This window comes from Helicobacter sp. 13S00477-4, assembly GCF_002272785.1.
Taxonomy (GTDB): Bacteria; Campylobacterota; Campylobacteria; order Campylobacterales; family Helicobacteraceae; genus Helicobacter_J.
Window position 1 is genome coordinate 1 of sequence record NZ_MLAS01000013.1, and the last position, 21568, is coordinate 21568.

Consider the following 21568-nt stretch of genomic DNA (forward strand, 5'->3'; position numbering starts at 1 on the left):
GTGAAGGAAGTTAAAAAAGCAGATAATACAAGAGAAATGATAGGGATAAAATGTTTTTTAGATTTTAAAGGTTGAAGATTATTTTTTGAAGGAGCATTGAAGGGAGTCATATTTGACCCCCCCCCCCATAGATATTTTGGGTATTATATTTTTGTGCTTGAAGATTCATCATTTTGATCCTTTAATGTTGATAATTCACTTAATGTTATTTTTATAATTTAAACATTTTTTTATTGAAATAAAACTTAAAAAGCTATTCAAGATATGAATTTTAATTGAAAATTATTAGAGCTTTAGGTAAAATTTCATCAATAATCCATAAATTTTAATATATTTTATTTACTAAATAAAATATTATTTATCTTTTATTAAAATATTAATAAAGTGATAAATATTGATTTTTAAGTAGATTAAGTAGATTAAGTAGATTATGATTAATCATTAAAGAAGAGTATAATCAGAAATACTAAAAACTCCAAAATCAAAAGGAAAAATATGGAAAATACAATCAAATTCAATCCTACAGAGAGGATTCCTGCTAAAGGCTATGCAGTATCTGCAAAAGATGCAAAATTTCAACCTTTTAACTTCACAAGACATCCTATAGGAGATAATGACATATTTATAGAAATACTTTATGCTGGGATATGCCATAGTGATATTCATAGTGCGCGAAGCGAATGGGGTGAAGGTATTTACCCTATGGTTCCAGGTCATGAAATTGCTGGAAAAGTCTTGGCTATAGGAAAAAATGTGAGCAAATTCAAAGTTGGGGATTATGCTGGCGTAGGCTGTATGGTCAACTCTTGTGGTGAATGCGAAGCATGTAAAAGGAGTCAAGAACAGTTTTGCGAACGTGGTCAAATGGTTTTGACCTACAATAATCTTGATTGTTTCCATAATAATGAGCCTACTTATGGTGGGTATTCTAACAATATTGTTGTATCTGAAAAATTTGCCATTGAAGTGCCAAAAGATGCACCGCTTGAAAAGGTTGCTCCTTTATTGTGTGCAGGTATCACAACTTATTCGCCACTAAAATTCTCCAAAGTAAAAGAAGGGCAACATATCGGTGTTGCTGGATTTGGTGGATTGGGCAGTATGGCTGTAAAATATGCAATTAAAATGGGGGCAAAAGTGAGTGTTTTTGCCAGGAATGATAATAAAAAACAAAATGCTTTTGAAATGGGTGTTAGCAATTTTTATAGCTCACTAACAAATGTCAAAGAAAAATTTGATCTCATCATCAGCACTATACCAACAAAATATGACATAAATTCATACCTGAAATTATTAAAATATGGCGGAGAAATGGCTATTGTAGGACTACCACCTATTGAAACTACTCCAAAAATCACTGCGACACAATTAGTATATAATGCTGGGAAAAAGGTTTATGGATCTCTTATTGGAGGCATCAAAGAGACACAAGAAATGATGGATTTCTCTCTGAAACACAAAATATATCCTGAAACTGAAATCATTGATGCTAATCAAATCAATGAAGCTTATGAAAAACTCACCACAGGAAAGGCAAAATTTCGGTATGTAATCGATATGAAAAGCTTGCAATAAACAAAGATAAATCTGCAATCCAAACGTGGATTTTCAAAAAAATCCACGTTTACCAAGTATAATTCAATCCAACATTTCCCATCCCTAAAAAATCATATTTCAAACTCATATCGCCTATCAAAGAAATATCTATACTCAAAGCAGACAATAAATAAAATTTAGCATTATAAGATAACCTTAACCAAGTACGTGAAGGATTCAAATCATAATTGATAAAAACATCAGAACTTTTGAATGCTATCGCTCTAGTTTTGTCAATCTCTTGGAAGTGATATCTACCACTAAATTGGACAATATGGCCTGTTTTGGAAGTCTGAAAAACATATTCGCCTCCAGCACCTAAAGCAAAAACAAAATCAAGGGAGTCTTTGAATGTAAAATTCTCAGAACTCGATAAGGGTGTGTAGAGCAAGCTATAATTGCCCAATACTAATGGCTTTATAGAATGTTTTTCATTCAATGCAATCTTGTATTTATAAAAAATATTGGTATTAAAGGCGGTATTGTTATTAGAAAAATATTGAGGATTGATACCAATTTTTTCATTAGATACCTTGTTGCTACCTACTAACCAAGTCCCAGAAATTATAGCTTGTATTTCATTATCCCCAAAAGCATAATCTGAATAAATACCTAAAGCATAGGTATCAAAAGTTTCCTTTTCCTGTCTTTGTGCATAAAAACTCTTTGCATAATTGAATAAAGCACCTAAAACAATATCTGAATCTTTGCCTGCTTCCATCCTTCTATCATAACCTAAAGTAACATTCAAAGAACTTATACTGGAAGCTATAGATGAAGCGGAAGCATTTTGATAGTAAGAACCACCAATATTAATCCATGCAGAATTTTTATTCTCCAAGTCAGGAATAAAAAATCCTTCTGTGTTGCTTGCTAAAGCGTATTTACGAGATAATTCACTTAGACTTGGTTGGAGAATTTTTTCAAAAGAAAGCATGTTGATTCTATCAGAAACTTGCCGATTCACATATTCTATGTTTTTTTGAGAAAAAATGCTTATTGCAACACTATTTTGCTCCAAAGTCTTATCGGTTTGGGTAATCAAATCTTTCAACAAAGCAGAATCAGAATCAAACTTTTTAAGACCTTCATCAATAGCAACTTGTTGAAAATCACCTCCTCGTGCGTTACTCTGAATGATAGATGTGAGTATTTTAGAAGCATTTGGTGAAATGGAAGATAGTTTTTGAATAATTTTTTCTTGTTGTTCAATAGAATGAATACCTAAAGAAGATAATTTTTTATTTATTAAATTAGATTCTTGGGTATCAAAAATATTGTGATTTATACTCTTATTAAAGCTAAATAAAATATTAGAATTATTAATTTTTACTACTGGCTTTAAATCTAAACCTTCAAATTCTATTTGTTTGTTGGAGCGTTTATCAATGAATTGTCCATTTTTTATTTCAAGAAGTTTATAAATTTTATCATAAGATAAATTATTTTCTAATATTTTATCATCAGAAAATACAACAGATACGGAAGTATTTTGCTGGAGCGTCAAATTGCCATCTTTAATAGATAAATAAGCCTTTGAAGTATCCCATTTTTTATTAACTATATTAAAAATAATAGAAGTTGCTAGAGGATTTGTTGTTTCTAAATCCCCTCTGATGCTAGAAAAATCATTAACTATCAAGTTGCTTGTCTTTACTATACCATCATTATACAAAGCATTTGACCCATACAAGTAAATATTTTCTGCATTGAGAGTGCCAACTTTATGATTATGAAAGGCTATTGAAGTTTTATCGCCTATTAAAACTAATGTATTTGTATCTATTTTCCCTACATTGAGAATACCTCTGCCTTTTTTATTCCCTCCAAAAGAAACAATCATATCTGCTTGAATCTTTTTTTGGTTATAAACACCTGGTGATCTATATTCTCCTCCAATAGCTACTAATAAATTTGTCTTGATTGAACTAAAATTATCAAGCCCAAAAGAACTTTCTTGTAAACCACCAATAGCACTAATGCTATTGACATTTAATATTTGTCTATTTTTAAAACCATTGCCCCCATTTTTCCCACCAATAGCTACGATATTCCTAATATTCACTTCACCTGATTCATTATAAAATCCATCAGCATCTCCTCCTTCACCTCCAATAGCAATCAAACGATTTGCACTTATAAAACCATTAACATTTTCAAATCCATCAGCATATTTGCCTTTCCCACCAATAGCTACTATATTATTAGCATTCACAATACCATCATAATATAAAATACCAGAACCCCTCTCAGCTTCGCCTCCAACAGCAATGATAGTTTCTTTTTCAATCTTTTTTTCAGCAAGATTACAAAGAGAATTTCCACATTCTCCACTCAAACCAACTATCTTTTGAGAAAATAAGGGAGTAAAATCCGCCATATTCACATCAAATTTTTTGAATAATTGCCTTAAAGAATCCTTATCAATACTTTGTAAATACACTTTTGGAATTTCGCCAAAAGAAAAATTTTTCACTAAAGCCTCATCGATATCATTTGGATACATTTTTGAAACAGGCACATCTTTATATAAAATATTCCCTCCAACACTCACATCAAAACTGCTCATCATTAGAAATGAAGATGTATTCAATCCTATTTTTTCAATATCAATCACATCAAACATATTATTGGATTCAAGATTTCTTTTTTCTAGATATTTGAAATTTTCCTCAGGTATCTCAAATCCTTCTAAAAAAGCAAAAAATAAACCTAAATTGACAAAAAACCCTTTTAAAAAACCTATTTTATTGACTTTTGCAATCATTTTTTTCCTTATTTGTATATATCATATACTAAAGTATATTACCTTAAAGGAATATAATTATTCCCCATATATTTTTTTACAAACTAATTTATCCCCGTAAAGACACTCTTTTTGGAGCTTTTCAAATGCTTGAATTTTTTGTTGTTCTGTTTTATATGTTTGATATTTATCAACCCCATAGACTGCAATGCAAACGATAATAATAAAAATTAAATCAAATTTTTTGATTTTAGGACAAAATTTACAAGCCATTATAAAATCCTCACTTCCATTTTTCATAATTTTGCTTTATCTGCTTAATTTTTGTTTTATCAAATAAAAATAAGCATTAACACAATATAATTCCAAAATTATTCTAAAAAAATCAAAGGAAAAAAATGATTAAAAAAATTTTATCTTTTTTAATATTACCATTGGATTTTATCACAAAATATTTCAAAGCTTTAATATTTTTGCTTATTTTGATCATACTTATCCTTACTATTATCCCACAAAGCTCAACCATCAGTTCTCCAAATCTAGCCAAAATCTACTTAGAAGGTTCTATCATCAAAAGTGAAGATATTAGCGAACAAGTCCAAAAAATAATCAAAAATCCTAGTATTAAAGGCGTATTATTTATCATAAATTCTCCGGGTGGAGGGGTAGCAGCAAGTATAGAGATCAGCGATATGATGAGAGAACTTAAACAAAAAATACCAGTCATTGTATATGTTCAAGGGCTTATGGCAAGTGGGAGTTATTATGCAGGAATGTATGCAGATAAAATTTATGCTAATCGCGGTTCGCTTATTGGGTCAATTGGCGTTATTTTCAATGGATTGAATATTGAACAACTTGCCAAAAAAATCGGCATAAAAGAACAAGGTATTGCTGCTGGAGAGTATAAAGAGGTTGGAACTTTTATGCGTGAATGGACACCCCAAGAAAAAAAATACCTTCAAAATTTGATCGAAGAAGAATATAAAATGTTTATCAGCGATGTCGCAGATGCCAGAGGATTGGATGTAAAAAATGCAAAAGAATATGCTGAGGGCAAAATATTTAGTGCTAAAAAAGCCCTTCAGCTTGGTCTAATTGATGCGATTGGAACAGAAAATGATGCTATAGAAACACTCAAAAATCTTTCCCAAGTCCAAGAAGCTATATTCCCTAAAAAAGATAAACTTGAAGCCTATATCAATAAAATAGTCAAAACAAGTACACAAATGCTAATGCAATCTATTAGCTATCATCTACAATAGGAAAATAGATGAAACATATTATACTCATCACTTGTCCTGATATGTGCGGATTAGTATATAAAATATCTTCTGTTTTATTACAATATAATCTCAATATTGAACGTAATGATGAATATGTAGATAAACAAAGCAACCAATTTTTTATGAGGACATTAGTCAATGGTAAAATTGAATCCAAAAATCTTGAAAAAGCACTTAAAATTGCTCTCTCAAAAGAAGCACAAATCAATGTAGTAGAACAAAAGAAAAAATCTATCATTATCCTATGTACCAAAGAAAATCACTGCTTAGGAGATATATTATTGCGATATGATAGCGGAGAGCTAGAAGCAGAAATCAAAGCTGTTATTAGCAATCATTCAAATCTGAAAGATTTGGTTAAAAAATTTGGTATTGACTTTTTTCATATCCCGGCTGAAAATACATCAAGAGAAGAACATGAAGCCCTTATATCAAAAAAATGTGATGAATTTAATGCAGACTTTTTAGCACTTGCCAAATATATGAGGATTTTATCTCCTAGTTTTGTAAAAAAATATCAAAATAAAATTATCAATATTCACCATAGCTTTCTACCGGCTTTTATTGGAGCAAATCCTTATAAACAAGCATATGAAAGGGGGGTTAAAATCATTGGAGCAACCGCACATTTTGTAAATGACAACCTTGATGAAGGACCCATTATCACACAAGATATTATCAAAATAGATCACACCTATAGTTGGGAAGATATGCGTCAAGCAGGTAAAGATGTAGAAAAGGTTGTTTTTGCTAAAGCAATTAATTTAGCATTGAATGATAGAATATTCATTCATGGGAATAAAACAATTGTTTTTTAATATTTCCAAAAAATAAAATTCGGAGGTTTTTATATGCGTTTTTCATTTATTTCAACAATATTTATAGCAAGTTTGCTATCTATGCCATTTATTTTGAATGCAAAAAATTCTACTAGTCCTCAAAATCCTGTTATAAGCCCTTATGGTAAAATCTTTCCTCTGCCTAATGCAGATTTAAAACCTGAGGAATCAAAATCTCAACATAAAATCATCTTCACACTCACTAAAGAACCAACCTCTCCTGATAAGGTAAATCCTTCTTTAGAACATGTAGCAAAGATAATCAATCTATATGCCTCTGTAGGTATTTCTCCCTCACAACTCAAAATTGTAGCTGTAGCTAGTGGTAAAGCCCCTGCATTTGCACTTAAAAATGATATTTACAAAAAGAAGTTTGGTGTTGATAACCCCAATGAAGACTTGATAAAAAAATTAAAATCATTAGGAGTGAATATTGCTGTATGTGGTCAAGCATGGAAAGAAAATAAATTTCAAGATGATTGGCTAAATCCTGATGTCTCAATGGCACTCTCTGCACTCACAACCATTGTAATGTTTCAAGAAAAAGGATATTCGCTCATACCAATGTAGTATCTAAATATTTCAAAATCTTTGTGCTTAGGCTTTTTTTATCAAGACACAAAGATTTTTCTACTTCTGAAATATTGCCATGAGGAATATACTCATCTTTTATTTCAAAGCTTTTTAAATTCAATTTTAAATCCCACTCCATAGCGTATTCAAACAAAGCTGAAGCAACTCCATTGATTTTATAATTATCGCTAAAAACAAAAATAAAACGGTATTGAGGCAATATATCTTTTAAATTTATATCTAAAGGTTTTAAAAATCTCAAATCAAGCAATGAAGCTTCAATGCCAAACTCCTTAAGAGAAAGCAAAACTTCATACCCCCTACCAACACCATTTCCATAGCCTATCAAAAGAATATCTTTTTGTCTTTCTAGTAAAAATTCAGATTTTCCAAAAATAAAATCACTACCGTTAAAGATACCATCATCTAATATAAATTTTCCTCTAGGATAGCGAAAAGCACAAGGACCCAAACTATATTCAGAAGCAAAAATCAAAGCTTTTTTCAATGTATTGTTATCACGCGGAGCAAAAAGAGTCATATTTGGCACACTGCGCAAATAAGCAACATCAAATAATCCTTGATGCGTTTCTCCATCTTCTCCAACAATACCAGCCCTGTCAATAGCAAATTTTACAGGCAAAGACATAATGCCTACATCATGGATAATTTGATCATATGCACGTTGTAAAAAAGTAGAATAAATACTAATAAAAGGTTTGAATCCTTCTTTAGCCATTGAAGCCATTGAAGCAACTGCGTGTTGTTCAGCAATAGCTACATCCCAAAAACGATTAGGATATTTATCAATCAAAGCTCCCAATCCTGTACCTCCAGGCATTGCGGCTGTAACACCTACTATTTTCTCATCTTTTTGGGCAAGAATATCCAAAAATTCTGCATAAATATCTGTTGGACTCTTAGAGATTGATATTTTTTTGGATTTCCCTGTATTGATGTCAAAAGGACTCACACCATGCCATTTTTCATATTTACCCTCAGCAATTTCATACCCCTTACCTTTCGTTGTCTGTGCATGGATAATGACTGGAGCACGCATTTCTTTGGCAAGTTTCAAAGAATGGATGATTTCTTCCAAATTGTGTCCATCAATTGGACCTATGTAATTAATCCCCATTTCTTCAAATAAAATTCCAGGGGTAATGAGCTTAAAAGATTCTTCAAATCTTCTAGCAATATAAGAAGCACTATCGGGCATCCTTACTAAAATCTTTTTTATCCTATCCCTTAGAGACTGATACATTGGACCTGCTATCAAATGAGAAAGGTATTTGCTAATAGCACCAATAGGTTTGGCGATACTCATCTCATTATCATTTAAAATGATAATCATAGGGAATTTCCTATCACCCAATTCATTAAGGGCTTCATATGCAAGTCCAGCACTCATACTTCCATCACCTATCAAAGCAATAGGTATGGAATCTTCTCCTTTTAATGCAAAAGATTTTGCGACACCTACTCCAATAGATATAGAAGTGGAACTATGTCCAGCGATAAAATAATCATAGCGAGATTCTGTTGGCTTGATAAAACCACTGATACCATCAAACTGTCTTAAAGTTTTAAAACTATCCCATCTGCCTGTGATTAATTTATGTGCATAGGCTTGATGACTCACATCATAAATAAAAGGATTTTCCAAACAATCAAAAACATTATGCATAGCTACAATTAATTCAACTGCTCCAAGCGTCGAACTCAAATGCCCACCATTATTACTCACAACTTCTAAAATCCTTACACGGATTTGTTCACAAAGATTTTTCAAAAAGGGAATATCTTTATCTGAAAGCTTAAGATATTTCTGAGGCAAATACATTTCAAGACCTTAAATTATCAAGTACACTTTGTTTAAGTGTCTTATATCGCGACATTAAATTCCCATCAATATTTCCACTACTGGACACAATAACTACACCTCCTTTAGCTATAGCATCATCAGCTTCAATTTTTATTTTATGAGAATCTTTAAGGCTTTCATTTAAATAAGGGTAATCAATCGTGTTGACCTTAAGATGAATATCAGTTGCATCAACAATATTAGATAACAATTCTTTTGACAACTCAAAAGCAACTTTTTGGCTATTAACTTCTACTTCTTTGACGATGACTTCTTTTGCAATATCTACAGCAATAGTGCTTAATTCTTTTTCTAGCTCTTCAAGATGTTTTTGAGATTTTTCCATCTCCTTATCTAAGGTTATGACAGATTGTATTAGAGCTGTTTTTTCTTTTTCTATTTCAGAAAGCATCTCTTTTTTAATTTTTTCTTCCCCTTCTTTCAATCCATCTTTATAAGCATCACTCCTTGCAGTAGCAACCCTTTGCTCTGTTTCAATTTGTTGTTTTTCAAATTGTATTTGTAGTTTAGCCAAACTACTTGAAAGCTCATCTGTTTTTTGAAGCAATCTTTCAATTAATTCTCTTTCAAGAGAAGCACTATTTGTTTTTTTAATTTCCGATTCATTGGTTGATATATCTTTAGTTTGGTTTATGATTTTAGAATCTTCTTTGATATTTTGGTGATAGTCATCTTTTGAGATGGATTTAAAATCATACCTTTGGACATTATGTTTGGATAAATCAGATTTCACAATCAAATTTTCTTCTTCAAAATTATTCAACAACATCTTCCTCCTCTCCAATCTGTATCAAACCCTGATCGGATAAAGATTGAACAACTTCAATAATTTTTCTTTGAGCTGCTTCCACATCTTTAACTTTTACTGCACCTAGAAATTGCATTTCCTCGACAAATTGTTCACTTGCACGCGTACTCATATTATCTAAAAATTTCTCTTTAAGATCATCAGGTGATGATTTGAGTGCAAGGATTAAGTCTTTTTTATCTGCAATTTTTAAGATTTCTCTGATAGCATTCTTATCAAGCTTAGAAATATCTTCAAAAGTAAACATCATTTCTTTGATTTCATTGGCAAGTTGCTCATCAATTTGCTCTATATAAGAAATCGTAGCTTTTGCGGCTTTTTGCCCCAATCTATTAAACATTTCAGCAACTGCCCTTGGTCCACCAACTTCGACTTTATAACTTGTAAGTGATTCAAGTTTATTTTCCAAAACGGTTGAAACCCTCTTGACTACATTTGGTGAAATATCTCCGAGGTTTGCCATCCTAATAGATATCTCTGCCCTCATATCATCTTGAAAATACCCCAATGTTTCAGCTGCACTCAAAGAATCCATATGTGCAAGGATAAGAGCAATCGTTTGAGGATGTTCATTAACAATAAAATCTGCAAGTTGTTGGGGTCTAACCTTCATTAAATAAGAAAAATTCTTAGTGGATTGCATGCTTTTAGCAAGCTTATCTAAGACTTTCTTGGCTTCTTCGGGTCCCAAAGTTTTATTCAAAAGCTCACGTGCATAATCCAAACCACCACTATTGATATATTGATTGGATTGAAAAATGGCATAAAATTCTTCTAAAACAGCTCCACCAATAGCTTTATCTGTTCCATTAAGCTGCATAATTTGCTTACTTATTTCAGTGATACTATCAATATCTAGATGACGAAAAACATCACTTGTAGCCTCTTCACCAACTTGAATCAATAAAATTGCAATTTTTTCAGCCATTGAGAGTTCATCATATTGGGCTCTTTGTTTAGGTGTAAAATTACCAGCCATTACCTGTTCCTCTCATTTTCTGGAGCTATCTCATCTCTAATCAATGTTTTGAATAAAGCAGCGATTTCTTCTGGTTTTTCTTCAATACTTGTTTTAATTTTTTCCAATAAAACCTCATATTTGACTTCATCTTCACTAAAATTACTACTCAAACCCAACTGATCTTCGATACGTTTCCTAATCTCGCTAAATTTATTGAGATCACTATCATCATCGTCATTAATCTCAAATAAAGATTCTACCTTATCTTCTTCATTTTCATGAATTTCAAGCATACGTTCTGCAAATGGTGAAATTACTTTTTTATAGAAAATAAAAATAACAACAGCGACTAATAAATATTTTAAAAGTGGCATAAATGGACCTAAATATTTTTCAATTTTTGAAGAAAATTTTTCAAAACCATTTAAAGGTACATAATTATCAGCCTTTGCATCAAATTCAAAATTACTCACCGTAACATCATCGCCTCTAACTTGATTATAACCAATTGCTTGCTTTACCAAAGCATCAATTTTTTGCATTTCTTCTTCATTTAAGGGAACATATTGAAGTGACTCAACACCATCATTATTAACCTTTTTATACCTACCATCTACAACCACTGCAGCACTCAAACGTGACAAGACTCCAAATTCACCTTTGATTTCACTGGTAGTTTTGCCTATTTCATAATTAGTTGTATTTTGAGATTTTTCATATTTTTCTTTCAAATCTTTATCATCAAGTCCCTGTACAGGACCTATATTACTAACAGCTCCAGGTACACCGCCAATCTGTTTGGGTTGCAATCCCTCTCTTTTTTCTTCAAGATTTTGTTCACTACGGACAACATTATTAGGATCATAGGTTTCTTTTGTGCTTTTTTTCTGACTAAAATCAAAATCTGCATTAACACGAGCCACAACTTTATCACTACCACCAACTATAGGAGAGAGAATGTTAGTAATTTTATTTTCTAAAATATTTTCAATATTTTGCTTATATTTTAATTGCATAGCTGCAAGCTCTTTTGAAGTATTAAAATCATCACTTTCGCCAAGAGGTTCACCATTCTCATCAACAAGCTTAACATTTTCTGGAACAAGTTTACTCACAGAAGCTGCTACAAGATTTTTAATCCCTACGATTTGAGCAGGTGTCAAACGCATATTAGGCTTAATTTTCAACATGACTGAGGCTGTAGGAGGGACTTCTTTACTCACAAAAACACTGTCTTTAGGAATAGCAATATGAACATTGGCTTTTTCAATAGGATTGAGGCTTTCAATTGTCCTTGATAATTCCCCTTCAGTTGCACGAATAAATTTAATTTTTTGATCAAAATCTGTAGCCCCAAAATCCTTTACATCAAAAATCTCAAAACCAACTTTACTAGTCTTTGGAATACCTTGAGAAGCAAGTGCAATCCTCTCTTCATAAACTTTGTCTTTTGGTATTAAGATTGTATCATCTTTAGGGACTTGATAAGGAATTTGATTTTGCTGAAGATATTGTAAAACAAGTGCATTATCACTAGGGTTCATTCCTTCAAATAAAACACCATAAGTATTTCCACCGTATTTTTTCCCCCCAAAAGGAAAAACTAATAAAAATGCAATGAAAGCCACTACTAGAACTAAGGCTAACAAAATAACAATTTTTTGTTTTTTATTAAATCTAGTAAAAAGCGTATTGATTTGGTGGAATAAAGCCTTGATGTCCAATTTTACCCTCTAAATTTTTATTTTACTTTAGCTAAGTTTTGCTTATAATTTGCATTATTTTTGCGAAAAAAAGTCTTTAAGCAGTGCAAAAAGTTTATTATTTTGCTCCATACGTCCAATAGTAATCCTAACTGCATTGATTCCATAAGATTTGAGGTCTCTGATTATAGCTCCTTTTTTCAATAGCCAATTTGAGAGCTCAGTGCTAGAATATTTGTTGTCAAAAGTATAGGTAATAAAATTTCCCCAAGAAGGTATAAAGCTAATATCGTATTGGTGTGCAAAACTCTCATATCTTAACATCTCTTTGATGGTTTTTTGGATACAAACTTGCACAAAATCTTCATCTTTTAAAGCTTCTATTGCAGCAAACAAACTCAAAATGCTTATATTAAAGGGGGGTCGGATTTTATTCAAAGCATTGATAATAAAAGCTGGGGCTAACCCATATCCTATACGCATACCACCCAAACCATATGCTTTTGAAAAAGTACCTAGATAAATCACATTTTCAAATCTAGTAAGTAGTTCTTTAGGATCTATACCTTTATTTTTATTTTTAGCAAAGGCAAATTCTTGATAAGCCCCATCAATTATCACTAAAGTATCTGGATGGGTCTGAGAAATGAATTCAAAAACATCACTTTTTTCTAAACACTCACCTAAGGGATTATTAGGAATACATAAAAATACAATATCAGGTTTATATTCAGAATACATTTGCTTGAATTCTAAAATATCATGATGATGGCTTGGAGTTTTAATTATTTCTGCTCCAATTTGTCTAGCATAAATCTCATACATTGCAAAGGTAGTCTTAGCCATCAAAATCCTACTTTTTTGATTACACTTAGCACGGATACAAAATTCAATAATTTGATCGCTACCTGAACCAATAATAATGTTTTTTAAATCTAAACAATATTTATTTGCCAATCTTTCTTTTAGCTCAAACATCGAATCATCAGGATAAAAATTAGCCATTTTTGCATTTGTTCTAATCGCTTCAATAACACTTGGCGAGCAACCATATGGATTTTCATTGCTCCCTAATTTGATAATCTCTTCTGGACTAATGCCAAATTCTCTAACAAGCAATTCAATAGGTTTTCCTGCCTCATAAACAACTAGTTCTTTTAATTCCTCATTAAAATTCATATCAAGCCTTTTGAATAAAAACCTTTCTATAGATTGTATCTAAAATCCTAAGAAATTTAAATATTTTTCAACCAAAATTCCGTCCTTTTAAGTCTAAGGAAAATTTAGAATTCTAGCTAAATGAGCATTTGTTTTGGAAATGAAAGTTTGATATTTTAAACAACAATCATTAGGTTTTTGATTTTTTAAAAAATATCAAATAAAAAGCGACTGAAATAAAAGCAAAAGCACTTCCAAGCAAAAAACCTCCAAAGACATCAGAAGGATAGTGAACACCTAAATAAATACGTATATACATCATTAAGAAAATAATAAAAAAACCTATAATCCCTGAAAAAATCCTTTTCCAAGATTCTTCAAAATTTAAAATTAAAAACAAAGCAATCAAACCATAAAAAATAGTTGAGGAAGTAGCATGACCGCTTGGATAGCTAAAGCCAGAAGCTTGAATGAGCCAATTATCAGCATCAGGACGAGATCTCTCTATCCAATTCTTACAAAATTTTAAAACAAGCAGGCATAAAATAACAGACCCACCAAACCAACTCCCTAGCAAAAAATTTCGTTTTAAATATAATCCTAAAATAATTAGTAACATCATAATGACAATAACTTTTACAGAACCTAAATGCGTAAAAAACTTTAAGACTGAACTAAGTGCAGGTGTCATATTGGATCTGATAATATCTATCCAAAAAATATCAAAAGTTTGAATAAATAAAGAATTCCACTTGACTAAAAAAGTTTCTATTATAAAAAATAATAGAGCCAAAAATCCAATCGCTAATATGAAATATTTTTTTCTAATTTCCAATTCAACCCCTATATTAAATATTTATGTTTAGAAAAAATATTTTAATATAATTATGTTAAGAACGCAAAGTATAGGCAATTGGTATCTTTATCCTTACCCTTTGTTTTGGCAAAGGAAAATCTTTAGAAGCACTCATAACAGCTTTTAGGGCATTTTTATTCAAAATATCTCCTGCTGTACTTTGAATGATTTTTAATCCTTGCATAGTTCCATCAATATTTAAAACAAACTCTACAAGAACCTCGCCTTCCAAACCTCTTATCCTAGCTATTCTAGGATATTTATTTTTTCTACTGATTGCCATTTGTATTTTCGCAAGAAACTCATCACTTACACCTTCATTATATGCTAAAGACTCAGCTTGTGCACCTTCTGAATTTGTATTTGATGATTCTTGTTTTTCATCATCTTTAGTTTCTTGCTTGCTGACTTCTTTAACATCTTCTTGTGGCTTAACTTCTGGTTCTTGTTTTACTGGCTTTGTGTTATTTTTTTTGGGTTTAGGCTTTGGTTTAGGTTTAGGCTTTGGTTTGGGCTTAGGAGCAGAAGTTGCATGTTGTTTTTGCATAGCAGATGTATCTATGCTAGCCAAACTCATTGTAACAACACTCAAACCATTTTGTTTGACCTCAGTGCTTTTAAATGTCCCAAAAATCAATAAAATTGCACATAAATGAAGTGCTGCAGAAATAAAAAAACCAACCTTATTGGGAGATTCAATTTGTTTTTGTAGATATTGCAAAATTTTCATGGTTTTTTTCCTTGAGCAAATCTATAATTTTTACAAATGTCTCAAATTTAGAATCTTTATCACTTTTTAATTCAATAAGAGTTTTTGGATCTGTATTTTGAATCAAATCCTTTAACTCTTCTATATTGTAGGGTTTATCATCTACGTAAATAATATTATTAGCATCTACAACGATAGAAACTTTTTTATCATCATTTTGTTTTTGTGCAGAATTTGCTTCAGGCAAATCAATGGCTATTTTACCTTGTGCGATAAAAGTAGAAACACTCAAAACAATAGCCAATAAAACTAGCATAATATCAATGAAAGGAACAATATTTAATCCCTCACCTTTTTTCATTTTCATTTTTTCGACACCTTATAACGATTTGAAAGCACATCTGCTTTTCTAAGCAAAATATTATAAATCATCAAAGTAGGAATAGCTACCAAAAGTCCCATAGCTGTAGCCTTTAATGCTAAAGATAGTCCTATCATAATAGTTTTAGCATCCATCCCTCCACTCAATCCCATATCATAAAAAGTAATCATTATACCTATAACAGTCCCTAAAAGACCTATATAAGGCGCATTAGAATAAATGATATAAAGTGCTGTAAGATTTTTTGTCAGATCCTCATCTAATGCATCAATATCTTTATATTTAGTAATGTCGACCTTCCAATAAAAAATAATACGTTCTATAGTAAACCAAATAACTAAAAAACTCATCAAACCTAAAACTGTAAAAACCATATGATCAAGATGTAATTTTAAGAATTCCATTGATTTTATCACCTTAATAAAAATTTTAATTAGATATATTGTAACACTTTTTTAATAATAATTGTCAATATTAATAATTAATAAAAATTATCCCTTAGAAATTTTTTATTCTTATGTAAAGCTACAAACATAATCCACTTGATTGTTAAAAAAATTTGATAGAATTAAAAACTAAAAAAAATTTAACAATTTAAAGATTCAAGAATGTATAAAAAAGAAGAGGATTTAAGTATAAGATTTTCAGTTTCCCTGCATCAAAATTTGCTTGATGAGCTTGATATACGTATCACAAAAAATGGTTATGCTTCACGATCTGAATTAGTCAGAGACATGATACGTGAAAAACTTGTTGAAGATGCTTGGTCTGATCCAAAATCTGAGTCTGGAATTGGTGTTTTAGTTATCATCTATGATCATCATCAAAGAGAACTCAATCAAAAAATGCTTGAGGTCCAACACCACAACAATACCTTTATATTATGCAATACTCACATCCATATGGATGATTGTAACTGTCTTGAAACTATTATTATAAAAGGCAAGCCTTATGAGATTGAAAAAGTAAGCTTAGAAATTGCTGGTTTAAAGGGTGTGAAGTTTTCCAAGTTAACTCGTGCAAGTAGTTTTGAAAAAAATGAATAAACAATGAATATAGCCATCTATGGAGGTAGTTTTGACCCTCCACATATCGCACACCTTAAAATCATTGAAGTTGTCCTTGAAAAATTAGATATTGATAAGCTTATTGTCATTGTAGCTTACCAAAGTCCATTCAAAAAACCCTGTTTATTTGAAGCTCAAGAACGTTATGATTGGATGAAGCAACTGACTGAAAATTTATCAAAAGTAGAAATAAGCAATATGGAGATATTACAAAAAAAACCTATTCCAAGCATTGAAAGTGTATTGAATATTAAGAAAAAATTTCAACCTCAAAAAATATTTTTTATTATCGGGGAAGATAATTTATCAAGTCTTTATAAATGGCACAAGTATGATGAATTAAAAAAATTAGTAGAATTTATTTTAATTGAACGAGAAGGCTATCAAAATACATCAAAACAAAATCTCCATACTTTTACATTACCTAAAATCACTCACAAGATTTCTTCCACACAAATTAAACAAAATCTCTCTTCAAGTAAACCACCTAAAGAATTGCCAAAAAAAATCAAAACCGAAGTCATTAAATCTTATAAGGAGCTACTTTGACACAAACACCAACCATTAAACAACGGACAAAAACCATACTCAATCTCTTGGATGAAAAAAAAGCTCAAGACTTAGAAAGTTTTAATCTCAGTGGCAAAGATTATATTGTTGATGAAGTCATCATTGCTACATCAATGGCAGGGAAACATTCTCATTCTTTACTTGATATGCTAAAAACTCAACTCAAACCATTAGGAGAAATATTTTACAATACAGATGAAGAAAATGAAGATTGGCTAATTGCAGACTTAGGGGATATCATGATACATATTTTTACAGAAAATCATCGAAAAAAATTTAACCTTGAAGAATTCTTAGAAGAAATCAACAAACAAAAGCACTCATCTGAATGAGAGTAGATCTACACAATCATACAACTTTATGCAATCATGCTTCAGGCTCCATAGATGAATATATTTCTAAAGCAGTTGAATTAGGGATTAATATTTATGGCTTTTCTTGCCATGCCCCTATGGATTTTGACTCTAAATATAGGATGACATTTGAAGAACTTGATGAATATCATAAGATGATCATAGAAGCTAAAAAAAAATATGAAAATCAAATAGAGATATTAATGGGTCTTGAAGTAGATTTTATCAAAGGTAGAGAATACCTACTTGATAAAAAAGTCTTACAATATCCATGTGATTATCTTATTGGGTCTATACATTTTATTGATGAATGGGGATTTGATAATCCAGAATTCATAGGAGAATATGCAAAAAAAGATATTGATGAGTATTGGAAAAAATATCTTCAATCGATCCAAAAAATGGCAGAAAGTAGATTTTTTCAAATTGTAGGTCATTTTGATTTACTGAAAATCTTTGGATACAAACCCACTGAATCTATTTTTCCATACATAAAAGAAACTCTTCAAGTCATCAGAGAAACAGAAATGGTCATTGAAATCAATGCTGCTGGATTCAGGAAACCTATCAAAGAACAATATCCTGATTTTAAAATTTTAGAATATGCTAAAAAAATTGGAATACCGATTACTTTTGGCAGTGATGCTCATAGCATAGATCAAGTAGGCTTTGGCTATGAAAAATGCCTGCAAATAGCAAAAAAAATAGGTTACAAAAAAGCGATTTATTTCAAAAACAAAAATCCTTATTCATTCTCATTATAGGCATTTTAAGCCAAAATAGTTAAACAATTCAAATAACTTTTATGTTTAAATTTGTAACAAAAATAATTCTTTTTCGATTTATCCAATCTCTTTGTTTATTTTTTAACCATTTTAGCACTACAATTTCAAAGAACAAAATGACTATACAAACTTTTAGGAATTATAAATGACCGATCCTATGCTTATGCACCCTTATTTTGGTGTCTTTATACTATTTGTTTTTACTTTTTTAGCTTTCAATACTACGCTCAGGATTCAACGTTTCATTAGTAGAAAATTAGCCGATAAAAAAAATGAAAAATTAAAATTAGCTGCTTATGAATGTGGACCCTTGCCTATCAAACAACAAAATCGAATTTCTCATCAATTCTATATCATGGCTATGCTATTTATTTTATTTGATGTAGAAGTTATTTTTATGTTTCCTTGGGCTATTGATTTTAAAGCATTAGGCATGTTTGGTTTTATCGAAATGCTTAGCTTCATTGGATTTTTAAGTATTGGTTTTATATATGCTTGGAAAAGAGGAGCTTTATTATGGCACAACATCAAATAAATTACCTCAAAAATTCTGGACTGCCTATAGCATTAACAACGATAGATAATCTTTTAAATTGGGGAAGAAGCAACTCCTTATGGCCTCTTACCTATGGGCTTGCTTGTTGTGCTATCGAAATGATGGCTACAGGGGGTTCAAGGTTTGATTTTGATCGTTTTGGTACAATCTTCCGTGCTTCTCCAAGACAATCAGATGTGATGATCATTGCAGGAACTGTTACAAAAAAACATGCTGAATTTACTCGCAGACTCTATGATCAAATGCCAGAACCAAAATGGGTTATTTCAATGGGAAGTTGTGCTAATACAGGAGGAATGTTTAATACCTACGCGACCGTACAAGGTGTAGATAGAATCATCCCTGTGGATATTTATCTTCCTGGTTGTGCTCCACGACCAGAAACCTTACAATATGCTTTAATGGTACTGCAAAAAAAAATTCGCAACCAAAAAGCAATCAAAAAAAATACTCCTAAACGTCTTGTATAAAGGATAAAATATGGTTAGGCAAGAAAAAATTGGCTTAGATATTCAAAAAAAAGTTTATCATACAGATAAATTCTACCAACCTAAAGAAACTATAAAATACCCTATTGTAGGAACACAATATGAAATTATCTATAATCACTTATCCTACAATCACAAAATTGAAAATGCCTATATTGAACTTTCTACAGCTGTTTTTTGGATACAAAAAAAAGAACTCATCCCCATTATAAAAAAACTAAAATCCTTAGGATATGATATATTGACAGAGATGAGTGCGATTGATATGCTTGCTATAGATAACCGATTTGAAATGTTTTATCAATTTTTATCTATACTGCCAAATAATTCTCAAAAAAGACGCATACGGATCAAATGCTATTTAAATCCAAATGAAAACATTGATTCTATTAGTGGAGAATTTCGTGCTGCACTATGGAGCGAAAGAGAAGCTTATGATATGCTAGGTATTGTTTTCACAAATCATCCGCACCTCAATAGAATCCTAATGCCTCAAGATTGGGTAGGTCATCCTCTCTTAAAATCCTATCCCCTCAAGGGAGATGAAAATGCCTCTTGGTATGAGGTTGATAAAATTTTTGGCAAGGATTACAGACAAATTATTGGACCTGAACAAAGAGATAGTGCAAGGGTTGATGAAAAAGATACATTCAACTTTGCGAGGATTGGACACGAAACTCAAAAAGGCACTCAAGAAACACTTAAATTATCTGGATCAAAAAATGCACTTTTTGTAAAAAATCTTGAAAATTCTAACCCTAAAGTATTAAAAGAAAGGCCTTAAAAAAATGCCACAAGTTTATACAAAACTCAAACCTCAATTTGAAAATATCATTTTTGAGCAAGATGATAATAAAATGATTGTTAATTTTGGTCCACAGCACCCATCTTCCCACGGACAACTCCGCTTAATTTTAGAACTTGATGGAGAAAAAGTCATCAAAGCTACTCCAGATATTGGCTATCTGCACAGAGGAATAGAAAAACTTGCTGAAAATATGATTTATAATGAATTTATGCCCACCACTGATAGGCTTGATTATACTTCAGCTACAAGCAATAATTATGCTTTTGCTCATGGCGTTGAAACATTGCTTGATATAAAGATACCTCGTAGGGCTCAAGTTATTCGCACCATTTTACTAGAACTCAATCGTATCATTTCTCATATTTTTTTCATTGCTGTACACGGAATGGATGTGGGAGCATTATCAATGTTTTTATATTGCTTCAAAACCAGAGAGTATGGTTTAGATTTGATAGAAGATTATTGTGGTGCAAGGCTTACACATAATGCAATTCGAATTGGAGGAGTTCCACTTGATTTACCATTAGGATGGTGTGATGGACTCAAGAAATTTATCACTGAAACACATCAAACTGTTGCATTGATAGAAGGATTATTAGATGAGAATCGTATCTGGAAAGGCAGGCTTGAAAATGTTGGTACTATATCTCAAGAAATGGCTAAAACTTGGGGAATGAGCGGGATTATGCTCAGAGCAACAGGAATTGCTTATGATATACGAAAAGAAGAGCCTTATGAACTTTATGATGAACTTGATTTTGATATACCTATTACAGATAGTGGAGATTCTTATGGAAGATATAAACTCTATATGCAAGAAATAAAAGAATCTATCCGTATTTTAGAACAACTCATTGAAATGTATCCAAAAACTGATAACTTATTAATGGCAAAGGCTCCTGATTATATCTCCTCTCCTAAAGAAGATATTATGACTCAAAATTATGCTTTAATGCAACATTTTGTCCTCGTAACACAAGGGATGAGACCCCCAAAAGGTGAAGTTTACGCACCTACAGAATCGCCAAAAGGCGAGCTTGGATTTTTTATCCATTCTGAAGGCAACCCTTACCCTCATCGTGTCAAGATAAAAGCCCCAAGTTTTTATCATATTGGAGCTCTTCAAGATTTACTCATTGATCATTACTTAGCAGATGTAGTTACTATTATTGGTTCAACAAATGCAGTATTTGGAGAGGTAGATAGATGAAACGTTTTGATTTGAGGCATTTAAAAAATGAGTTTTATAACCGTATGGGAGAAATCATTGATTCAAATCTAGAAAATGGTGAAGTGGGTATATTTATATTTGAATTGGGAGATTTTGAAAATGTGAAAAAAAGTGCAGAATTCATCAAAAATCGTGGTGATGAATTGATGAATTCTATTCGTTTCAATCAAGTCGATTGGATACTTGTGGTAAAAAAAAGAGGTTGATA

At 31.2% G+C, this 21568-nt stretch carries 24 protein-coding genes; 13 read left to right on the plus strand and 11 right to left on the minus strand.

The window, feature by feature from the left end; genetic code table 11:
* Positions 1 to 495 precede the first annotated feature (495 nt).
* Complete coding sequence (locus tag BKH44_RS06925; RefSeq protein ID WP_095271678.1) at positions 496 to 1575, plus strand: NAD(P)-dependent alcohol dehydrogenase; 1080 nt, start codon at positions 496 to 498, stop codon at positions 1573 to 1575.
* Positions 1576 to 1624: 49 nt separating this feature from the next.
* Here BKH44_RS06925 and BKH44_RS06930 read toward each other — a convergent pair whose 3' ends face one another.
* Together BKH44_RS06930 and BKH44_RS06935 are read right to left on the minus strand one after the other, a co-directional pair.
* On the minus strand, positions 1625 to 4363 hold the full coding sequence (locus BKH44_RS06930; RefSeq protein ID WP_095271680.1) for an autotransporter outer membrane beta-barrel domain-containing protein: 2739 nt from the start codon (positions 4361 to 4363) through the stop codon (positions 1625 to 1627).
* Between the two features lie 57 nt (positions 4364 to 4420).
* A complete protein-coding gene (locus BKH44_RS06935; RefSeq protein ID WP_095271784.1) occupies positions 4421 to 4615 on the minus strand; it encodes a hypothetical protein in 195 nt (64 codons plus the stop codon).
* A 125-nt stretch (positions 4616 to 4740) separates the two neighbouring features.
* Here BKH44_RS06935 and sppA point away from each other — a divergent pair, with 125 nt between their 5' ends.
* The 3 genes from sppA to BKH44_RS06950 are packed head-to-tail and all read left to right on the plus strand — an operon-like array spanning position 4741 to position 7037.
* The gene (gene sppA / locus BKH44_RS06940; protein WP_095271683.1) at positions 4741 to 5607 is read left to right on the plus strand and encodes a signal peptide peptidase SppA; all 867 of its coding nucleotides are present in this window, start codon (positions 4741 to 4743) and stop codon (positions 5605 to 5607) included.
* An 8-nt stretch (positions 5608 to 5615) separates the two neighbouring features.
* Positions 5616 to 6446 carry a formyltetrahydrofolate deformylase gene (purU, locus tag BKH44_RS06945; RefSeq protein ID WP_095271686.1) on the plus strand — a complete coding sequence of 277 codons (831 nt, stop codon included), beginning with the start codon at positions 5616 to 5618 and terminating at the stop codon, positions 6444 to 6446.
* 33 nt (positions 6447 to 6479) lie between these two features.
* Entirely contained in the window at positions 6480 to 7037 is a 558-nt protein-coding gene (locus tag BKH44_RS06950) for a DsrE family protein (protein ID WP_095271688.1), read from the plus strand.
* Here the strand turns inward: BKH44_RS06950 and dxs are convergent.
* The 9 genes from dxs to exbB all read right to left on the minus strand — a co-directional run bounded on the left by dxs (position 7024) and on the right by exbB (position 15906).
* Entirely contained in the window at positions 7024 to 8883 is a 1860-nt protein-coding gene (dxs, locus tag BKH44_RS06955; RefSeq protein WP_095271691.1) for a 1-deoxy-D-xylulose-5-phosphate synthase, read from the minus strand. The genes BKH44_RS06950 and dxs overlap by 14 nt on opposite strands.
* Before the next feature lies 1 nt (position 8884).
* Positions 8885 to 9688, minus strand: a complete 804-nt coding sequence (gene fliH, locus BKH44_RS06960) for a flagellar assembly protein FliH (protein WP_095271786.1) — start codon at positions 9686 to 9688, stop codon at positions 8885 to 8887.
* Positions 9681 to 10712 (minus strand): flagellar motor switch protein FliG, encoded by a 1032-nt coding sequence (fliG, locus tag BKH44_RS06965; protein ID WP_095271693.1) that lies wholly within the window; start codon positions 10710 to 10712, stop codon positions 9681 to 9683. The genes fliH and fliG overlap by 8 nt, the downstream gene beginning before the upstream one ends.
* Positions 10712 to 12418, minus strand: coding sequence for a flagellar basal-body MS-ring/collar protein FliF (gene fliF / locus BKH44_RS06970; protein ID WP_095271696.1), 1707 nt, complete (start codon positions 12416 to 12418; stop codon positions 10712 to 10714). The genes fliG and fliF overlap by 1 nt, the downstream gene beginning before the upstream one ends.
* Positions 12419 to 12472: 54 nt before the next feature.
* Positions 12473 to 13576, minus strand: a complete 1104-nt coding sequence (hisC, locus tag BKH44_RS06975; protein ID WP_095271698.1) for a histidinol-phosphate transaminase — start codon at positions 13574 to 13576, stop codon at positions 12473 to 12475.
* A 169-nt stretch (positions 13577 to 13745) separates the two neighbouring features.
* Entirely contained in the window at positions 13746 to 14390 is a 645-nt protein-coding gene (locus BKH44_RS06980; RefSeq protein WP_095271700.1) for a phosphatase PAP2 family protein, read from the minus strand.
* Between the two features lie 55 nt (positions 14391 to 14445).
* A complete protein-coding gene (locus BKH44_RS06985) occupies positions 14446 to 15141 on the minus strand; it encodes an energy transducer TonB (RefSeq protein WP_257842619.1) in 696 nt (231 codons plus the stop codon).
* Complete coding sequence (exbD, locus tag BKH44_RS06990; protein ID WP_095271703.1) at positions 15107 to 15487, minus strand: TonB system transport protein ExbD; 381 nt, start codon at positions 15485 to 15487, stop codon at positions 15107 to 15109. The genes BKH44_RS06985 and exbD overlap by 35 nt, the downstream gene beginning before the upstream one ends.
* Entirely contained in the window at positions 15484 to 15906 is a 423-nt protein-coding gene (gene exbB / locus BKH44_RS06995; protein WP_095271706.1) for a TonB-system energizer ExbB, read from the minus strand. Before exbB ends, exbD begins: the two co-directional genes overlap by 4 nt.
* Positions 15907 to 16110: 204 nt before the next feature.
* Between exbB and nikR the strand changes: the two genes are divergently transcribed.
* The 9 genes from nikR (at position 16111) to BKH44_RS07040 (ending at position 21566) form a co-directional block, all read left to right on the plus strand.
* Positions 16111 to 16548 (plus strand): nickel-responsive transcriptional regulator NikR, encoded by a 438-nt coding sequence (gene nikR / locus BKH44_RS07000; protein ID WP_095271709.1) that lies wholly within the window; start codon positions 16111 to 16113, stop codon positions 16546 to 16548.
* Positions 16549 to 16551: 3 nt separating this feature from the next.
* Positions 16552 to 17118: a nicotinate (nicotinamide) nucleotide adenylyltransferase gene (nadD, locus tag BKH44_RS07005; RefSeq protein WP_095271712.1), complete on the plus strand. Its 567-nt coding sequence runs from the start codon at positions 16552 to 16554 to the stop codon at positions 17116 to 17118.
* 14 nt (positions 17119 to 17132) lie between these two features.
* Complete coding sequence (gene rsfS / locus BKH44_RS07010; protein WP_095271791.1) at positions 17133 to 17471, plus strand: ribosome silencing factor; 339 nt, start codon at positions 17133 to 17135, stop codon at positions 17469 to 17471.
* A complete protein-coding gene (locus BKH44_RS07015; RefSeq protein ID WP_095271714.1) occupies positions 17468 to 18256 on the plus strand; it encodes a histidinol-phosphatase in 789 nt (262 codons plus the stop codon). The genes rsfS and BKH44_RS07015 overlap by 4 nt, the downstream gene beginning before the upstream one ends.
* Positions 18257 to 18422: 166 nt before the next feature.
* Positions 18423 to 18812: an NAD(P)H-quinone oxidoreductase subunit 3 gene (locus tag BKH44_RS07020; protein ID WP_095271717.1), complete on the plus strand. Its 390-nt coding sequence runs from the start codon at positions 18423 to 18425 to the stop codon at positions 18810 to 18812.
* Entirely contained in the window at positions 18794 to 19303 is a 510-nt protein-coding gene (locus BKH44_RS07025) for an NADH-quinone oxidoreductase subunit B (protein WP_095271719.1), read from the plus strand. Before BKH44_RS07020 ends, BKH44_RS07025 begins: the two co-directional genes overlap by 19 nt.
* 10 nt (positions 19304 to 19313) lie before the next feature.
* Positions 19314 to 20105: an NADH-quinone oxidoreductase subunit C gene (locus tag BKH44_RS07030; protein ID WP_095271722.1), complete on the plus strand. Its 792-nt coding sequence runs from the start codon at positions 19314 to 19316 to the stop codon at positions 20103 to 20105.
* Positions 20106 to 20109: 4 nt separating this feature from the next.
* Complete coding sequence (gene nuoD / locus BKH44_RS07035) at positions 20110 to 21339, plus strand: NADH dehydrogenase (quinone) subunit D (RefSeq protein WP_095271725.1); 1230 nt, start codon at positions 20110 to 20112, stop codon at positions 21337 to 21339.
* Positions 21336 to 21566 (plus strand): NADH-ubiquinone oxidoreductase subunit E family protein, encoded by a 231-nt coding sequence (locus BKH44_RS07040; protein ID WP_095271727.1) that lies wholly within the window; start codon positions 21336 to 21338, stop codon positions 21564 to 21566. The genes nuoD and BKH44_RS07040 overlap by 4 nt, the downstream gene beginning before the upstream one ends.
* Positions 21567 to 21568 lie beyond the last annotated feature (2 nt).

What these genes read in the sequence shown, in the direction of transcription:
- BKH44_RS06925 (WP_095271678.1), top strand. Translation starts at nt 496, where the DNA reads ATGGAAAATACAATCAAATTCAATCCTACAGAGAGGATTCCTGCTAAA.
- BKH44_RS06930 (WP_095271680.1), bottom strand. Translation starts at nt 4,363, where the DNA reads ATGATTGCAAAAGTCAATAAAATAGGTTTTTTAAAAGGGTTTTTTGTC.
- BKH44_RS06935 (WP_095271784.1), bottom strand. Translation starts at nt 4,615, where the DNA reads ATGGCTTGTAAATTTTGTCCTAAAATCAAAAAATTTGATTTAATTTTT.
- sppA (WP_095271683.1), top strand. Translation starts at nt 4,741, where the DNA reads ATGATTAAAAAAATTTTATCTTTTTTAATATTACCATTGGATTTTATC.
- purU (WP_095271686.1), top strand. Translation starts at nt 5,616, where the DNA reads ATGAAACATATTATACTCATCACTTGTCCTGATATGTGCGGATTAGTA.
- BKH44_RS06950 (WP_095271688.1), top strand. Translation starts at nt 6,480, where the DNA reads ATGCGTTTTTCATTTATTTCAACAATATTTATAGCAAGTTTGCTATCT.
- dxs (WP_095271691.1), bottom strand. Translation starts at nt 8,883, where the DNA reads ATGTATTTGCCTCAGAAATATCTTAAGCTTTCAGATAAAGATATTCCC.
- fliG (WP_095271693.1), bottom strand. Translation starts at nt 10,712, where the DNA reads ATGGCTGGTAATTTTACACCTAAACAAAGAGCCCAATATGATGAACTC.
- hisC (WP_095271698.1), bottom strand. Translation starts at nt 13,576, where the DNA reads ATGAATTTTAATGAGGAATTAAAAGAACTAGTTGTTTATGAGGCAGGA.
- BKH44_RS06985 (WP_257842619.1), bottom strand. Translation starts at nt 15,141, where the DNA reads ATGAAAATTTTGCAATATCTACAAAAACAAATTGAATCTCCCAATAAG.
- exbD (WP_095271703.1), bottom strand. Translation starts at nt 15,487, where the DNA reads ATGAAAATGAAAAAAGGTGAGGGATTAAATATTGTTCCTTTCATTGAT.
- exbB (WP_095271706.1), bottom strand. Translation starts at nt 15,906, where the DNA reads ATGGAATTCTTAAAATTACATCTTGATCATATGGTTTTTACAGTTTTA.
- nikR (WP_095271709.1), top strand. Translation starts at nt 16,111, where the DNA reads ATGTATAAAAAAGAAGAGGATTTAAGTATAAGATTTTCAGTTTCCCTG.
- nadD (WP_095271712.1), top strand. Translation starts at nt 16,552, where the DNA reads ATGAATATAGCCATCTATGGAGGTAGTTTTGACCCTCCACATATCGCA.
- BKH44_RS07015 (WP_095271714.1), top strand. Translation starts at nt 17,468, where the DNA reads ATGAGAGTAGATCTACACAATCATACAACTTTATGCAATCATGCTTCA.
- BKH44_RS07020 (WP_095271717.1), top strand. Translation starts at nt 18,423, where the DNA reads ATGACCGATCCTATGCTTATGCACCCTTATTTTGGTGTCTTTATACTA.
- BKH44_RS07025 (WP_095271719.1), top strand. Translation starts at nt 18,794, where the DNA reads ATGGCACAACATCAAATAAATTACCTCAAAAATTCTGGACTGCCTATA.
- BKH44_RS07030 (WP_095271722.1), top strand. Translation starts at nt 19,314, where the DNA reads ATGGTTAGGCAAGAAAAAATTGGCTTAGATATTCAAAAAAAAGTTTAT.
- nuoD (WP_095271725.1), top strand. Translation starts at nt 20,110, where the DNA reads ATGCCACAAGTTTATACAAAACTCAAACCTCAATTTGAAAATATCATT.
- BKH44_RS07040 (WP_095271727.1), top strand. Translation starts at nt 21,336, where the DNA reads ATGAAACGTTTTGATTTGAGGCATTTAAAAAATGAGTTTTATAACCGT.